The 14,613-nt window shown below is 46.9% G+C and carries 13 protein-coding genes; 5 read left to right on the top strand and 8 right to left on the bottom strand.

The features are described from left to right. The coding region (locus tag RM811_RS02225) for a hypothetical protein (RefSeq protein ID WP_402520339.1) at positions 1–513 on the top strand (513 nt) is incomplete at its 5' end. An 89-nt stretch (positions 514–602) separates the two neighbouring features. On the opposite strand, the gene ilvM is transcribed toward RM811_RS02225, so the two are convergent. From ilvM to RM811_RS02210, 3 genes are all read right to left on the bottom strand, one after another. Beyond that, positions 603–863 carry an acetolactate synthase 2 small subunit gene (gene ilvM, locus RM811_RS02220; RefSeq protein ID WP_402520337.1) on the bottom strand — a complete coding sequence of 87 codons (261 nt, stop codon included), beginning with the start codon at positions 861–863 and terminating at the stop codon, positions 603–605. Then, positions 860–2,515: an acetolactate synthase 2 catalytic subunit gene (gene ilvG, locus RM811_RS02215; protein WP_402520336.1), complete on the bottom strand. Its 1,656-nt coding sequence runs from the start codon at positions 2,513–2,515 to the stop codon at positions 860–862. The genes ilvM and ilvG overlap by 4 nt, the downstream gene beginning before the upstream one ends. A 346-nt stretch (positions 2,516–2,861) precedes the next feature. After that, positions 2,862–4,145 carry a BamA/TamA family outer membrane protein gene (locus RM811_RS02210; RefSeq protein WP_402520334.1) on the bottom strand — a complete coding sequence of 428 codons (1,284 nt, stop codon included), beginning with the start codon at positions 4,143–4,145 and terminating at the stop codon, positions 2,862–2,864. 234 nt (positions 4,146–4,379) lie between these two features. On the opposite strand from RM811_RS02210, the gene RM811_RS02205 reads away from it, so the two are divergent. Continuing rightward, positions 4,380–6,161 carry a SufS family cysteine desulfurase gene (locus RM811_RS02205; RefSeq protein ID WP_402520332.1) on the top strand — a complete coding sequence of 594 codons (1,782 nt, stop codon included), beginning with the start codon at positions 4,380–4,382 and terminating at the stop codon, positions 6,159–6,161. A 72-nt stretch (positions 6,162–6,233) separates the two neighbouring features. Here RM811_RS02205 and tcdA read toward each other — a convergent pair whose 3' ends face one another. From tcdA to RM811_RS02190, 3 genes are all read right to left on the bottom strand, one after another. Beyond that, positions 6,234–7,046, bottom strand: a complete 813-nt coding sequence (tcdA, locus tag RM811_RS02200; protein WP_402520330.1) for a tRNA cyclic N6-threonylcarbamoyladenosine(37) synthase TcdA — start codon at positions 7,044–7,046, stop codon at positions 6,234–6,236. A gap of 172 nt (positions 7,047–7,218) precedes the next feature. Further along, positions 7,219–8,127, bottom strand: coding sequence for a hypothetical protein (locus tag RM811_RS02195; RefSeq protein ID WP_402520328.1), 909 nt, complete (start codon positions 8,125–8,127; stop codon positions 7,219–7,221). Between the two features lie 424 nt (positions 8,128–8,551). Next, on the bottom strand, positions 8,552–8,716 hold the full coding sequence (locus RM811_RS02190; protein ID WP_402520327.1) for a hypothetical protein: 165 nt from the start codon (positions 8,714–8,716) through the stop codon (positions 8,552–8,554). A gap of 40 nt (positions 8,717–8,756) precedes the next feature. Between RM811_RS02190 and RM811_RS02185 the strand changes: the two genes are divergently transcribed. Together RM811_RS02185 and RM811_RS02180 are read left to right on the top strand one after the other, a co-directional pair. Then, positions 8,757–9,002 (top strand): hypothetical protein, encoded by a 246-nt coding sequence (locus RM811_RS02185; protein ID WP_402520343.1) that lies wholly within the window; start codon positions 8,757–8,759, stop codon positions 9,000–9,002. Next, positions 8,956–9,060 (top strand): hypothetical protein, encoded by a 105-nt coding sequence (locus tag RM811_RS02180; RefSeq protein WP_402520341.1) that lies wholly within the window; start codon positions 8,956–8,958, stop codon positions 9,058–9,060. The genes RM811_RS02185 and RM811_RS02180 overlap by 47 nt, the downstream gene beginning before the upstream one ends. A 71-nt stretch (positions 9,061–9,131) precedes the next feature. Here RM811_RS02180 and RM811_RS02175 read toward each other — a convergent pair whose 3' ends face one another. Further along, the gene (locus RM811_RS02175) at positions 9,132–11,513 is read right to left on the bottom strand and encodes a Lon protease family protein (RefSeq protein ID WP_402520325.1); all 2,382 of its coding nucleotides are present in this window, start codon (positions 11,511–11,513) and stop codon (positions 9,132–9,134) included. A 192-nt stretch (positions 11,514–11,705) separates the two neighbouring features. Here RM811_RS02175 and dacB point away from each other — a divergent pair, with 192 nt between their 5' ends. Beyond that, the gene (gene dacB, locus RM811_RS02170; protein WP_402520323.1) at positions 11,706–13,142 is read left to right on the top strand and encodes a D-alanyl-D-alanine carboxypeptidase/D-alanyl-D-alanine-endopeptidase; all 1,437 of its coding nucleotides are present in this window, start codon (positions 11,706–11,708) and stop codon (positions 13,140–13,142) included. 30 nt (positions 13,143–13,172) lie between these two features. On the opposite strand, the gene RM811_RS02165 is transcribed toward dacB, so the two are convergent. Further along, positions 13,173–14,006 (bottom strand): hypothetical protein, encoded by an 834-nt coding sequence (locus tag RM811_RS02165; RefSeq protein WP_402520321.1) that lies wholly within the window; start codon positions 14,004–14,006, stop codon positions 13,173–13,175. Between the last annotated feature and the right edge of the window lie 607 nt (positions 14,007–14,613).

Raw genomic sequence — 14,613 nt, 5'->3', positions numbered from 1 at the left:
TATGAGCCCATTGCAGAAATAATTTCTAATGAAAATCAGGGTTTTCTCAGTCACTATCTGACCGCTTTACTTTTATATGCATCAGGCCAAATGGATACGCTTAAAAAAATAAAATATTGGATAGATAACCCGCCACAATTTTATGAGGGTATGGTTGAAGAGATGAACGATGTTGTCCGTCTTTACGCCAGTGATAAAAAGCATGTCAGGTTTTATGATATGGGGGGCGTTCTGAAAGAAAACAATAATAGACTTGTCCTGAGAGGGGCTGATGATGAATTGATTTCTTTCAGGCTTGAAGATATTTTTAATCAGAATGAAATGAGTCCGCTTCATCTCTATAAGGATGCCTACGACCTGACATCAATTTTATTCGTTGAAGAGATTATTTCATCTATGGGGGAGTATTTTAAAATCAATGTATCAGGCGTTATTAATCAAGCCAGACGCGCTGAACTGATCAGGAGAAGGAAGGTTGTATTTAATGGTCATGTGATGAATAGCATATATTAATATCAATTTTGTAAAAAAAGGGAGTAATCATTATCTGTCTTCCTCAAAGGAGGGGTAATCGCCAGACTGTCAGAGCCCGGCGATTTTATTCAACAGCTAATGGCGGTGCTGTCGACCTTTGAATCAATACATTTCAGGGTGACGACATCATGTAATTTCTGAACCTGAGTCATCAGCAGATGGGCTGGCCGAGTGCTGGAAACTATCATCAATAGCTCAATCCTCTGGCCACAGTTGGAGGGCGTCATGTTCATTTCATCCAGAGTAAACCCCCGGTGTCTGATAACTCTGAGTATCCGCTCAACAACGTCTGGTTGCTTATGGCATTGCATGTGTAACTGGAAACTCATGGGTTTTTCTCCAACATTTCATGGTTAGCGGTATCTGGAGGAACCAGGGGCCAGACGTTTTCCATGGCATCAATGCGAACATGGAGCAGCCATGAACCCTCCATGCTCAACATCTCATCCAGCGCAGGAATAACTTCATCTCTTTGGGTTATGGTTCTGCCGCCAATACCAAAAGCACTGGCCAGAGTGATGAAATCGGGGTTATCAGAAAGGTCGGTTTCACTGTAGCGCCCCTCATAAAACAGCTCCTGCCATTGACGAACCATTCCCAGCCTCTGGTTATCCAGCAACACTATTTTAACAGACAGCTGTCTTCTTCGAATGGTGTTGAGTTCCTGAACATTCATCATGAAAGACCCGTCACCCGATACCAGAACTACAGTGTCGTCTGGTCGGGCCATAGCAGCGCCAATAGCGGCAGGTAATCCAAAGCCCATGGTACCAAGACCACCACTGGTCAAATGGTTGCGGGTGTGATGAAAGGTCATATGTTGAGCAACCCACATCTGATGCTGACCCACATCACAGCTGATAACGGCTTTAGGGGGCAGCCGTTGGGATAACTGGTTCAGTAACAGGGGAGCATAAATATTTTCACCGGGTTTGTTGTACTGCCACTGGTACTCTGTTTTGAGCTGCCGGCAGTAACTGATCCATTCTTTGATGTGTAATGGTCTGGACAGACCCGCCAGTAACCATTGCATGGGCTGGTGTAAGCAGACATCGGCAACCCTGCGCTTGTTAATCTCAGCCGGGTCAATATCAATGTGGATAACTTTTGCATCGGGCGCAAAAGTATCCAGCTTACCCGTAACCCTATCGTCAAAACGTGCACCGACAACCAATAATAAATCACACTCTTGTACCGCAATATTTGCCGCCCGGGTCCCATGCATGCCCAGCATGCCGAGGTAAGACGGATCCTCAGGGTTGACAGCGCCAAGCCCTTTGAGCGTGCATACGCTGGGTACTCCGGTAACTTCCAGAAATTGTCGCAGCTCTTCGATGGCATTAGCCATGCCAGCGCCACCACCAATGTAGGCGACAGGGCGAGATGATGCTTTGATCAGTCCCAGGGCTTGCTGCAGGTTTTCACTGTCTGTTTTTTCTGGCTGAAAAATGTTGGTTATCAGATCAAGGGGTGGATGCCAGTGAGTCAGACCCTGCTGAATATCTTTGGGGATATCCACAAGCACCGGGCCAGGGCGACCTGAGCGGGCCAGAGTAAATGCCTGGTGAAGGGTTTGGCACAGAGCTTCAGGCTCTGTGACCAGAAAGCTGTGTTTGGTGCAGGCCATGGAAAGCCCAAGTATATCAATCTCCTGAAAGGCATCCGTACCAATGGAGGCTGTGGACACCTGCCCGGTAATGGCAACAATCGGGACGGAGTCCATCATTGCATCTGCCAGAGCGGTAACCAGGTTCGTTGCTCCAGGGCCAGATGTAGCGATACAAACCCCCATTCGCTGGCTTGATCGCGAATAGCCAATAGCAGCAAAGCCAGCCCCCTGCTCATGACGACAGAGAAGGTGTTCAATGGGGGCATCAAAAAGTGCGTCATACAGCGGCATAATAGTGCCACCGGGGTAACCAAAAACGGTATCAACACCGTGGTGAATCAGGGTCTTTACAATCGCTTCAGCGCCATTCATATCGACTTACCCCCGGCTGCCAGGTTCTACGGGTAATCGCCACAGATAGAATGACAGGGAGGGTAATGACAGATAGAACGATCAGGTTGAGCATGGTTTATCTCCTTTATCTCAGATATAAAAAAACCCCCGGACCTTTCGGTGCGGGGGTTTTATGGATACTGTTTGTTCAGCCCACAAAGCCACCCGCGGTGATAATAATCACTACGTGTAAAATGACTAGTTGGTTATGGGCTAAAGGCATAGTTCTTTTGTCAGATCTAAATAATTAACGTATAGCTTTATAGCACAGCATTATTTAGCAGGCCAATGGTTTAAGGGCGTCGTAACAAAACATCAACTGCTCTTAAAAAGGCTGATTAACAAAGATCCGGAAAAAGGTCTCTTCCGCACTACTGGCAATCTCGGTTCTCACGGTGACACCTTCCACTTGAAAACGAATGCCACCGCCAAAGCTGGTTTTCATATCCTGATGCAACTCCTGAAAGTCGAAGTCATCAGCAACTCTTCCTGTATCCATAAACAGTGTCCACTGCCACCAGGGAATATCATAAAGTGGGCCAATAATGGGCATATCTTCCAGTGGTTGCCACTTTGGCATCATACGGTATTCAAGGCTGTAGGAAACGGCAGATCGACCATAAAACCGGTCAGAGCTGTATCCTCTGAGTTTGTCCCAGCCACCCAGGTTAATGCCAGCAAAGGAGGGTGCACGTCGGAAGACGTCTTCTCCATTAATGGTGGTTGTATCGTTCCATGTAGGGGTGTCAGCAACCCAGGCGTTAAATGCCAGTACCTGTTGATTCATCAGGTCATTGCTGCCCAGACTGAAGAACTTGCTGAATTCAAACTCAACCGTAGACCAGTCCGGGCGATCTTCACTGCCCCAGTCATAGGTATATGTGAATGATGTTCGGCTCCCCCGGGTTGGTAAATGGCTGGAGTTACGATTGTCGTATTCCAGCACCAGGCGAATACCGGCTGATTGATCGGCTTCATGCTCCGGTTGGAAATTATCAAGTCTCTGGCTCATGTAGTATGGCTGTAGTTCCAGAGAGGTTATCCCGGTGGTCATTGGATTCCAGAGGGTTTTACTGCTGTTATACCCTCTGGCCTTTTTGGCCATGGCAGCAAGGGCTCCATCCCTGCCATCACCAATCGGTAAAGTGTATTGGAAGTGAACCTGATAGTGCTGCTCACGCCCACCCGTGCGCACTGCATTTTCCAGGCTGGAATCATTGCTGCCTGGCTCCTCATGGGGATAGCCCGGGTTTCCGGGTATGAAGTAGTTGGTTTCAGTGAGGCTGGATTCAAGAACGCTGAAATCTATCTGCAGATGGTCAAGGCCTGGTACCATCACATTATACAGTCCGAGGTAGCCCATTTTGGTGCCATTGTTTGATCCGATCACAGTACCAAACAGTGTCATCTGTGGTTGTCCCAGTCCTTTCACGACACCAGCTCCGCCAAGAGCCAGTCCCCAGTCTTCGGAACTGAAAAGAAAGGGTACTCCAATGGCTTCCCGGTAGTACGGCTCAGATTCGCTATTGGTTGGATCATCAGCCCATATAAAGCTGCTATTCAGTAAGGTAAGTAACCCCAGAGTCAGTGTTCTTCTTATTCCAATCATTCTGAAAATAAATTCCTGATATCCCTAAACGGGTATTCCTGGCAATAGCTGGACTTATTTAATAGCCAAGTTTATTGGTTTTTTTGTCTTAAAAGTGTCATCAGCTATTGAATACTGTCAGTGGAGGCTGATGTTATGACTGGTATTATAAATATTCAGCAGAATTCCTGAATACGGTATTGCCTCAGTTTACGTGGGCTTTAAAATGGCGAGCTGTTTTTCAGGGGCATGATCATGAAAGGCCAGGCTGACACGAAACCTATTTTTCTCGATCTGGATAATATCCGGCAGCAGTTTCCTTTGTTGTCGCGAAGGGTACATGACCATCCACTGATTTATCTGGATAACGCCGCAACCACCCAAAAGCCTGAGTCAGTTATTGAATCAGTTGATCGTTATTACCGGGAGCAGAATGCCAATGTTCACCGGGCTGCACATTTTCTCAGTGCCTGTAGCACCCATGCTTTCGAAGCCGCCAGAGAATCCGCTCGCCACTTTATTAATGCTCCCTTTGCCGAAGAAGTGATCTGGACAAGGGGAGCCACAGAAGCCATTAATCTGGTGGCTAACAGCTGGGGCAGAAGCCAGTTGCAGGAAGGGGATGAGATTGTACTGAGCCGCCTGGAGCATCACGCCAATATTGTTCCCTGGCAGTTACTGGCTGAGGCTACCGGTGCAATTATCAGGGTGATTGACCTGGATGAGTCTGGCAACCTGGATCTACAGCAATATCAGCAGCTGCTTTCAAAGAAAACCCGGCTGGTGGCTATTGCCCATATCTCTAACGCCATTGGTACGATTTTACCCGTGAAGGACGTCATTAAACGTGCTCACGAAGCGGGTGCCCTGGTGCTGGTGGATGGCTCTCAGGCTGTGGCTCATCAAAGAGTCGATGTTCAAGACCTGAACGCTGACTTTTATGTGTTTTCCGGGCATAAGGTTTATGGGCCCACGGGAATCGGTGTCCTCTATGGTCGTCGGGAGTTGCTGGAAAGTATGCCGCCCTGGCAGGGTGGCGGGGAAATGATAGAGCGGGTCAGCTTTTCCGGCACTAGCTTTAATACTCTGCCTTTTAAGTTTGAAGCTGGAACGCCAAATATCGCCGGTGCTATTGGTTTGGGTAAAGCCCTGGAATTTGTGTCTGGTATTGATTCAAATGCCATGCACTCTCATGAAGGCCAGTTGCGCAGGCTGGTGGAAGAAGGGTTAACCACTATTAACGGCATTCGTCTTATTGGTCAGGCAAATCATAAGGCACCTGTTGTGTCATTTGTATCCAGTCACCATCACAATCAGGACATGGGGCTGATGCTTGATCAGCAGGGCATTGCGGTAAGAACCGGACACCACTGTGCCATGCCATTAATGGAAAGTCTTAATCTCAATGGTACCGTCAGAGCTTCTTTTGCCATCTATAACACCGTGACAGAAGTTAGTGCATTTATTACTGCCATGGAAAAACTTCATCATTCTACTGTTTATTCCATGGATCAAAGCGCAGAAAGTCTTAAACAATATGAACATGTAGCAAAAGACGACGCTGCCGTTGTTGGTAAAGCACTGACTCAGGAAACAGGTAGTTTGCCAGAGATTTTTCGTAATCAGGCTCCTGATCTTGAAGCGATCACTGCACGTTTGAATGGACTGTCTGGCTGGCAGGAACGGTATCGTCAGATTATGTTGCTGGGCAAGGCGTTGCCGGTTTTATCCGGGCAGTGGAAGAGTGACGAGGCTCGACTGCATGGCTGTGAAAGCAGTGTCTGGCTCCATTATCATTATGACGATGAGACCATGCAGCTGTATTTTATTGCGGACTCTGATGCCAGAGTTATACGGGGACTGATTGCTATTGTACTGGCCGTTTTCTCGGGTAAAACGCCAGAAGATATTGAGGGGGAAGATATTGAACAATGGTTCCGTGATCTGGATCTATTCAACCATCTGAGCCCATCCCGTGGAAATGGACTCAAGGCTATTGTCAAAGAGATTCAGGCGATTGCCCACCGTTATCGTTAATGAACGCTACCCGTTTCCCGCTTGCGCTTTTGCGGGCAGCGGGCAGCGGGCAGCGGATAGCGGGCAATGGCCTTATTTAGTTAACTTCTCAATGATGCGTGCCGCGGCAACAAAGCCAAATGTGGCGGTGACCGCAGTGGCTGCTCCAAAACCACTGGAACAGTCCATTTTCATTGATCCCTCACCGGATGGCTTGGTCTGGCAGACCGTACCATCAGCCTGTGGATAAACAGCCTGCTCAGTAGAAAACACACAATCAACGCCAAACTTTCGTTTGATATTTTTACTAAAGCCGTGACGGTCGCGAAGCTGATTGCGAACCTTTCTCGCCAGCGGATCGTGCCAGGTTTTGGTCAGGTCGATGACCTGAATCTGGGTCGGATCCATCTGTCCACCGGCACCACCGGTGGTAATTATTTTGATCTTGTTCCGTTTGCAGTGGGCGATCAGTGCGGCTTTGACCCGGAAGCTGTCGATGGCATCCAGAACATAATCAAACTCATGGGTGATGAGTTCCTGAAGATTATCTTCCGTAATAAAGTCTTCGATGGTCTGGCACTGGCACTCTGGATTAATCTGTGCGATTCGTTCTGCAATCACTTCGACTTTCGAGCGACCAATAGTATCGGTCAGTGCGTGGAGCTGGCGATTGGTATTGGTAATGCAGATGTCATCAAGATCAATCAGTGTGATTTTACCCACAGCCGTTCGGGCCAAGGCTTCTGCTGCCCAGGAACCGACACCGCCAATGCCAATGACGCAGACATGGGAGTGGCGGAGTTTTTCAACAGCTATAGTGCCGTACAAACGGTGAACACCGCCAAAGCGATTATTAAAGCTGTCGTTATTGCTGACGGTGGCCGCTGACATGGATGTGAGTCTCATGAAAAATGCAGGCGATTATAATACTAGAAAATCTTTTGGTCTAAGTAACCCCGATATTGTCTGTTTGCGAAGCAGGATGATTCACGAATCTTCAGTCAGAGCGATAATTTCCTGATGCCCTCGTACGGGCGCTATTTTTAGACAGCCCCGGTGAAGGGGCTGAGAATCGTATTCATGCTACTGGTTTTGAAGTCAGAGCACTATATCTATGTCCTGATTGTTGAGAAGAACTGGGTTTTTGCATCTCTATAGCTTCTGGTGGAACACCATTACTATCATGATCAGCATCATTAATTTCTTCTAGAGTATCCAATGCACACTGAATAACAGAACACTGAATAATATGCTGATTCACAGGTTGATCTTTACAATAAGACCTAAGTTTATCGATAACGGCTGCTCGATCATCCTCAGGATGACAACGTTTAATTGTTAGAGCTCTCAATGCACACTGGATATCATGATTATCACTCTCAGTAAAGTCATTCTTAGCGTTAGTGCTAATAAGGCCACCATCATGCAGATTATTGATCAGCTGGTTTAAATGTTCTTGAGGTAGAGGCTTGAAAGGCGGTGAATTATCTCTTTGCATGACACCTGATTTGTACAAGATCGCAGAACCTATGGCGATCAGAGATAAAACAAAAGGTAACGCGACTTTCAATGTGTGTGGATGAGGTTTGCAACAGTTTTTAAATAGCTCGCCGTTTCTGTTAAGACTGCAGAAATTATATGTGTCAGCCCAATGTGAGCAATTAATGGCTGCGACTTCCGTATATTCCGCTAAAAGGCCAGCAGTTGTATTTATGGCCTCTGAAAATGTCGGTGTAAGGCTTGTTGCCGGAGGTATTTGGCTGAACACATATCCTGTAGCCACTACAATGGCAGCTGTACGATTGCTTATGGATCTGGCCAATGCAGCAGATGCCGTACCCAAAAAGTTAAACGTGGATCCTAAAGGATTGGGCAATTGAAGCCCTCGCCTACCCCATGATGATTTCTGGAGGGGGGGCGTATTCGTTGGTGAATTAAAATGCGGCGTAGCATTATGAGAGAGAGCTGGTACAGCGGCAAAACCCATGACCGAATGCCTCATTAGAAAGTCGTTAAATTTATCTTAGTGGTCACAGTTCAGTAAAATAACAAATCATTAAAGGATGTGACCCCATGACCGTCAGTAATTCAATAGACTGAATTTTCGGGGTTATGCATAACGGGATTGTTGCATTGATTCCACCTATTACCGTAACCATAGGTCGCACAAGGCTATTCGCGATAGAAAACAGGACACTTTGTTATGTATAACTACGGAATATTCAAGAAGATCCTAGACTAGAGAAGGTAGATGGTAAACTTTCTAATAATAAAATTTATTCATAAGGAATTATCCTCGAATAAAATCCGCAATAAGGAACAGTTGAAATAAGAAACAACAAACGCAAGAAGCCGTTCTACACTGTTGTGCGGGTTTTTAAAGTCGCGATAGCGCAATTGCTTCCCTGTTTTCAGAGAAATGTTGTCAGCAGAGAAGTTAGTGGGTCTGTTTCTGGAAAGAACTGATTAGCAAGATAGCTGGCTATCAGTGCAAAGACGCTAAAGTCATAGTATTCCAGTAACCCTTCAGGGGAGGTTATCCAGACAAGCCTGGTACCATTGATCTTTCTGGCCATCTGGCTCATGCACTAGAGTAACTACGGTTTTATTAACCCAATGCTGATGCGAGTACATGAGGAGAGTAAGGCTTCTTTTAATATCTCTGTGGTGATTTTTGGCTGGATTACCACGGGTGCCCACGGTTTCTTCAGTGCAGACTTTATTGCTAATCATGCACAACATTTGACGTCTGAGTGGCTGAGCTTTGCGATTTTTACTTGGTCATTGGTTGGTGTCTTTATTTTACATGGTGACCATGGCGGATCTTGTTCCCCGGGCATTGGCAACTCATCGCTGGTATAAAAAGCAGTTTGAAGATTACCCGCAAAATCGCAAGGTACTTATTCCTTTCCTGATGTAGCCGTTATCCGTTACCCGAAAAAGCAGTCTTATCTTTTTCGGGTAACGGGCGGAGGGAAACGGACAACGGTCTTAACCGTGGTTCTCCTTGGTCAGTTCCGCTATCTCTTTCAGGCGTTCCAGCACTTTCTGATTGATGGAGCCTTTTGGATAATTACCTTTGCTGTTGATGGTTCCCGGGCGGTGGCCTGTTAACAGCTCAAGGGCTTCTTCAACGTGTGAAACGGCATAAACATTGAATTTCTTCGCTTTAACCGCATCCACTACTTTGCTGTGAAGCATCAGATTGCGAACGTTAGCCCGAGGAATAATGACGCCCTGCTCACCGGTCAGTCCCCTGGCATTACAGAGATCAAAGTACCCTTCAATTTTCTCATTCACACCCCCGATAGCCTGAACCTCGCCATGCTGGTTCATAGAGCCGGTAACGGCATAGCACTGTTTGATGGGCGTGTCCGTCAGCGCTGAAATCAGACAGCAGAGTTCTGCCATTGAAGCACTGTCGCCATCTATATAGCCATAGGACTGTTCCATGGCGAGGCTGGCAGAAATCGCCAGGGGAAACTTCTGGGCATAGCGACTACCAAGGTAGCCCGTGAGTATCATTACACCTTTCGAGTGGATGGCCTGACCAAGAGAAACTTCCCGCTCAATATCCACAATGCCCTGACTGCCAGGATAGACCGCACAGGTAATACGGGCTGGAGACCCAAAGCAGGCATCACCCACAGAGAGTACGGTTAAACCATTGATCTTACCGATCTGATCGCCGTCAGTATCAATCAGGATGCAGCCTTCGAGCATGTCCTCAAGAATTTGCTGGCTAACCCGGCCAGTCCGCACGGCCTTGGCTTCCAGCGCCCGGTCGATATGGTCATGGTTGATTTTTCGGCCATTGACGCTTCGACGAATAAAATCCGCCTCAGCCAGCAAATCAAAGAGTTCGCCAATTTTGGCAGAGAGCTGCGTTTGATTTTCGGTCATTCGGGAACTTTGCTCGACCATTCGGGCAACCGCCGATGCAGAGAGCGGTGGATAGTTCTCATCATCCGCACGATTTTTCAGCAGTTGGGCAAAGGCCTGAATGGTTTCCGGGGCTCGGGGCAGCTGGTCATCAAAATCCACCAGTACCCGAAACATCTCGTGAAAGTCCGGATCCAGCTGCTGAAGGATGTAATAAATATCCCGGGAGCCAACAAGAACCACCTTGACATGGAGTGGAATAATCTCAGGGGTTAATGTGATGGTATTCATCAGCCCCATCTCGGAATAGGGCGATTCAATTTTCAGCTGCTGTTCTTTCAGTGAACGCTTCAGCGCTTCCCAGACAAAGGGCTCTTCCAGGAGTTTGTTGGCATCCAGTAACAGGTAACCACCATTGGCCTGATGCAATGAGCCAGGACAAATTTGACGAAAATTGGTCACCAGAGCGCCCATCTCACTGGCATATTCAATTCGGCCGAAGAGGTTTTTGTAGTTGGGGTGCGATTCGTAGATAACCGGAGCAGCGGCATCATTTTTATGGCCAACGACCAGGTTAGGGGAGTACAGCTCTTCAAGAGCCGAACGTTTACTGGCGTCTTCCTTTGATTCCATGGCGCGCTCATCGGCCAGGTACTCAATGACAGTACGATGCAGGTGCTGCTTTACGGCTTCCAGATAATCCAGGATGTTCTGTTCTTTGCCATACTTTTTCAGCATGGGTTTCAACAGTGGGGCCAGAGCCTGGTCGATCGTATCCTGATTCAGGTCTTGTAATTTCTCATTGGATTCTCTTTTCCATTGAGGTAACTCAACCAGAGACTCATTCAGTCGGGTTTCCAGTTCACTGATGTCGTTGTTGAATTTCTCCCGTTTTTTATCCGGCAATTGGGCAAATTCGGTTTCGTCCATGGCTTTGCCGCCAGACATTGGCGTGAAACTCAAAGAGCTGGTATCACGATATAGCGCGATATCTCTTTTCAGGGCTTCCTGCTCAACCTGGTCAATGGCCTGATCGTAGCGTTTGTTAAAGTTGCGCTCGATGGCGCTTTTCTTGTGTTGATAAGTGGGATTTTCAAAGGCGGCCGGGAACGTCATCAGCAGCTTATCAATGAAGCTCTCAAAGTCTTTCTGCAGATCGCTGCCCAGACCTGCTGGCAGTCTCAGGGCTTTGGGTTCACGGGGGTTATCAAAGTTGCTGACGTAGGCCCAGTCATCAGAGGATGCCTGCTGTTTGGCTTCTGTCTCAAGATATTTACGGAGGTAGGACATCCGGCCTGTTCCGGGTTCACCCATCACATAGATGTTATAGCCGGAACGGTGCATGGCGACACCAAACTGAATAGCACTGGTGGCTCGCTCCTGACCAAGGATACCGACGTAGTTTTCCAGCTCTTCTGTGGACTTGAAACCCAAATCCTTCACTGGTTGTTTAGCAATCAGCTGATTCGCTGTTAGTTTGAGTTTTTTCACAAGTCTTGCCATTTCCCGCAAAGTGCTTACAGAGTGGGAGTTCCGTGAAGCAATGGTGGTCGAAGATCTTCTTTTACCGCTTCTATAGTACCCTTATTAAAAAGGTTTGTCGGCCTTGAGACCCGTGTGTTGATCTGACGATCAGGAAATTGCATAGTGATTTAAGTGTTATTAGAGGTTGCAGAGTTTTTTATGAACTTCTGGAAAAAATGGTTGTCTATTCCCCTGTTTGTTTTTACAGCGAGTGCTTTTTTTGTAGCAAGGCAAGGGTTTGCATCAATTGATGGTGACCTCGATCAGTTGATAGCGACGTTACCACCTGGCCATATCCACTCAATTAAAGTGATCGAGGCTGAAACCGGTAAGGTTCTGTTTGATCGTAACAGTCGCTTTAACTTGTTGCCTGCGAGTACTGTTAAGGCCATTACCGCTATCTCTGCCTATCGGGCTTTGGGAGAAGATTACCGGTACACAACGTCATTATTGAGCGAAAAGTCCGTCTCTGAAAAGAGAGCTAAACAGCGGGTTTATTCTGGGGATCTTGTATTATCGTTTTCTGGTGACCCCTCCCTTACCCGCACTGATATTGGTGATTTGCTGGAGAGCCTTAATAAAGAAGGGATAAAAGTTATCCAGGGAGATATCTGGCTTGATGGTTCTATATATGATGGTTATCCAAGAGCCGGTGGTGCCAGCTGGGATGATCATAACATCTGTTTTGCTGCGCCGGTCAGTGCCATGATATTGGATCGTAACTGCTTTTTTGGCTGGCTGGAGCCGGCTGAAAAAGAAGGTGGGCGAGCTCGAATGGTTTATGACGAACCTGAATGGTTACTTTCAATTGATAACCAGATAGAAACCCGTGAACCTCAGGCCAATGAGCTAAACGGCTGTGTTCAGGAAGTGTGGCCATCATCCAATCATGAGTATCGACTTGAAGGCTGTATTGAGCCCAACACTAAACCCATGCGTATGGCATTTTCTGTGCGTGATCCTGAGCGGGCAGCTGCCCGATATGTTGAGTCTTTCCTGAAGGAGAATAACATCCGCCTTAAAGGTCGGGTGCTGACCGGAAAGCCTCAGGGGGAATTCACCCGGGTTATTGCCCGTCATCTGTCTGAGTCAGTGCCCGATCTGTTACAACCCGTGCTGGATGAGTCTGACAATTTATATGCAGACAGTCTCCTGAAAACCATTGGCCGATCTGTGAATGGTGAAAGGGGATCTTTTTTCTCAGGCACAGAAGCGGTTTTGGCCATGTTAAGGGAGGAGGGTGTTGATCTGACCAGAAGCAGGCTGGTGGATGGTTCAGGGTTATCTCGCTATAACCTGTTGAGTGCCAATGATTTCACCAGTGTTCTGCAAACCGGCTGGAAAAACTGGGGAGAGGATGCGCCCTGGCTGGCCGATCGGGAAAATGAACGTCGCTGGTTGAAGACCGGGTACATGAGCGGGGTGAACAATATGGTGGGGTATGCGTTTCCTGAGGAACAGTCTCCGCTGATTTTTGCTGTATTGCTCAATGGGCTCAGGCCACTTCAGCCAGCCACAGGTGAAGATATAAGAGCCTTTCATAATGATATTAGACAGTTTCATCGGGCGTTTATTGACCGGCTTGCGTATCCATAGCCGTTACTACAGGAGACTGTTGCAACGGGTTTAATCCTTGGGAAACAGAGGTGTTGTGTCATTTTCAATACGGTAATTACCTGTAGCGAAACAGGCAGAATCATCCCAGTCAAGATTATATGACTCATTAGTATCAGCGTTGTCGTCAGAAAAATCGGGTGCGGTGCCTGTTGATTGTTTTGATTTTTCCTTGCAGGGAGAAATGTTTTTAGATGAGCTTGCCGCCTCAGGTGCGCCGGGAATTATGACTATACAGACGGGTAGCTTCTTCTCTTTTAAAATATTTTTATCAGCATCAGGAACACTATCAGCGATTAAAAGGTCGCGCCACAATTCATTATTTCGTTCATGTAAAGCAACATACTTTCTATCATTTTTGGCTGGGTCATCAGCATCATGAAAAAACAATTCATAAGTGAAAGGCGAGTTGTTCTTTAAAATATCAACTCTCTGTTCATGTGTTGCAATGTCGGTTAACAGTCTTCTTGTAAAAGGCTTTATTTTCTTTTGTTTCTCCAGGGATTTAATGTAATCAAGGGTTTTTGCTGGATCATTAAAATCAGGTAGTCCAGTTAACTGAGTCTTGATAAAGGACTTCACTTTTGAAATCCGCTGGTTGAAAGTGAGCTTTTTTGTATTTGTTGGTGGGGGTTGGTCTGCTTGTCTACCGGTTTTATCTAAATTAGTGGGAGTACTAAAAGTATGGTAAATAGCTCTGCCGTTTTGAAACCCTAGTTTTGGGTCTTTATTGTCCTGTAGTTCACTCGGGATATGGTCATCGCCATCTTTATATGTCGTAGTTACACCGGAGATGTCCATGATGATTACTCTCTCTCTATATATATGTACGTTTGGATCATTCATTTATCGATAAAGTTCCCGAAATGACTGCTGCAATGAGCATTCAGGGAGCAGGTTATTTTTCAGTCCAAATATGCAGGCAGTAGATGGGGGCCGGGAAATAGTCGATTACGCATGAAAAATGCGCCAATGAACCAGACTTGTGAGATGGTGTTATCAGTTTGGTGTTGAGAAAAATCTGTGAAATTTCAAACCACACCTCTGAGGTATAAGCAACGCAGCCGCATTTCTTGTCGGTTAGTTTTGCATGTTTCGAAATTAAAACCTTGATCTTCAGGGCTCCCTCTTTATAATACGGCCCTCTTCCACGACAGATGTGATGTCGGGACAGCGAAACGAAAGTTCATTGCTGACAGGGGAGAACGATTTGAAAAACGGTTGCTCATCTTATGAAGAGAATGGCTGGTTGACAAATCAACGGGGTGCGGTAATATGCGCCTCCACTGACACGGCCCGAGCGGCAACGTTGGTGAGTTGGAAAGCTTCTTTCTTCTACGGCTTTTTAGTGAAGAGAATCGAGCCTTGACAACGAAAGCTGCTTCGGTATGATAGCGGCTCGCTGATCGGCACCATCGCCGATTGGAGATTAAGTCTCAACGACTTGATCAGG

The organism is Endozoicomonas sp. (genome assembly GCF_031844845.1).
GTDB lineage: Bacteria > Pseudomonadota > Gammaproteobacteria > Pseudomonadales > Endozoicomonadaceae > Endozoicomonas.
This window is presented reverse-complemented; position numbering and strand designations above follow the sequence as displayed.

Coding starts and splice junctions, on each gene's coding strand:
- ilvG (WP_402520336.1), bottom strand. CDS start 2,515: ATGAATGGCGCTGAAGCGATTGTAAAGACCCTGATTCACCACGGTGTT.
- RM811_RS02185 (WP_402520343.1), top strand. CDS start 8,757: ATGCTGATGCGAGTACATGAGGAGAGTAAGGCTTCTTTTAATATCTCT.
- RM811_RS02190 (WP_402520327.1), bottom strand. CDS start 8,716: ATGGCCAGAAAGATCAATGGTACCAGGCTTGTCTGGATAACCTCCCCT.
- RM811_RS02205 (WP_402520332.1), top strand. CDS start 4,380: ATGAAAGGCCAGGCTGACACGAAACCTATTTTTCTCGATCTGGATAAT.
- RM811_RS02195 (WP_402520328.1), bottom strand. CDS start 8,127: ATGGGTTTTGCCGCTGTACCAGCTCTCTCTCATAATGCTACGCCGCAT.
- dacB (WP_402520323.1), top strand. CDS start 11,706: ATGAACTTCTGGAAAAAATGGTTGTCTATTCCCCTGTTTGTTTTTACA.
- tcdA (WP_402520330.1), bottom strand. CDS start 7,046: ATGAGACTCACATCCATGTCAGCGGCCACCGTCAGCAATAACGACAGC.
- RM811_RS02180 (WP_402520341.1), top strand. CDS start 8,956: ATGGCGGATCTTGTTCCCCGGGCATTGGCAACTCATCGCTGGTATAAA.
- RM811_RS02165 (WP_402520321.1), bottom strand. CDS start 14,006: ATGAATGATCCAAACGTACATATATATAGAGAGAGAGTAATCATCATG.
- ilvM (WP_402520337.1), bottom strand. CDS start 863: ATGAGTTTCCAGTTACACATGCAATGCCATAAGCAACCAGACGTTGTT.
- RM811_RS02210 (WP_402520334.1), bottom strand. CDS start 4,145: ATGATTGGAATAAGAAGAACACTGACTCTGGGGTTACTTACCTTACTG.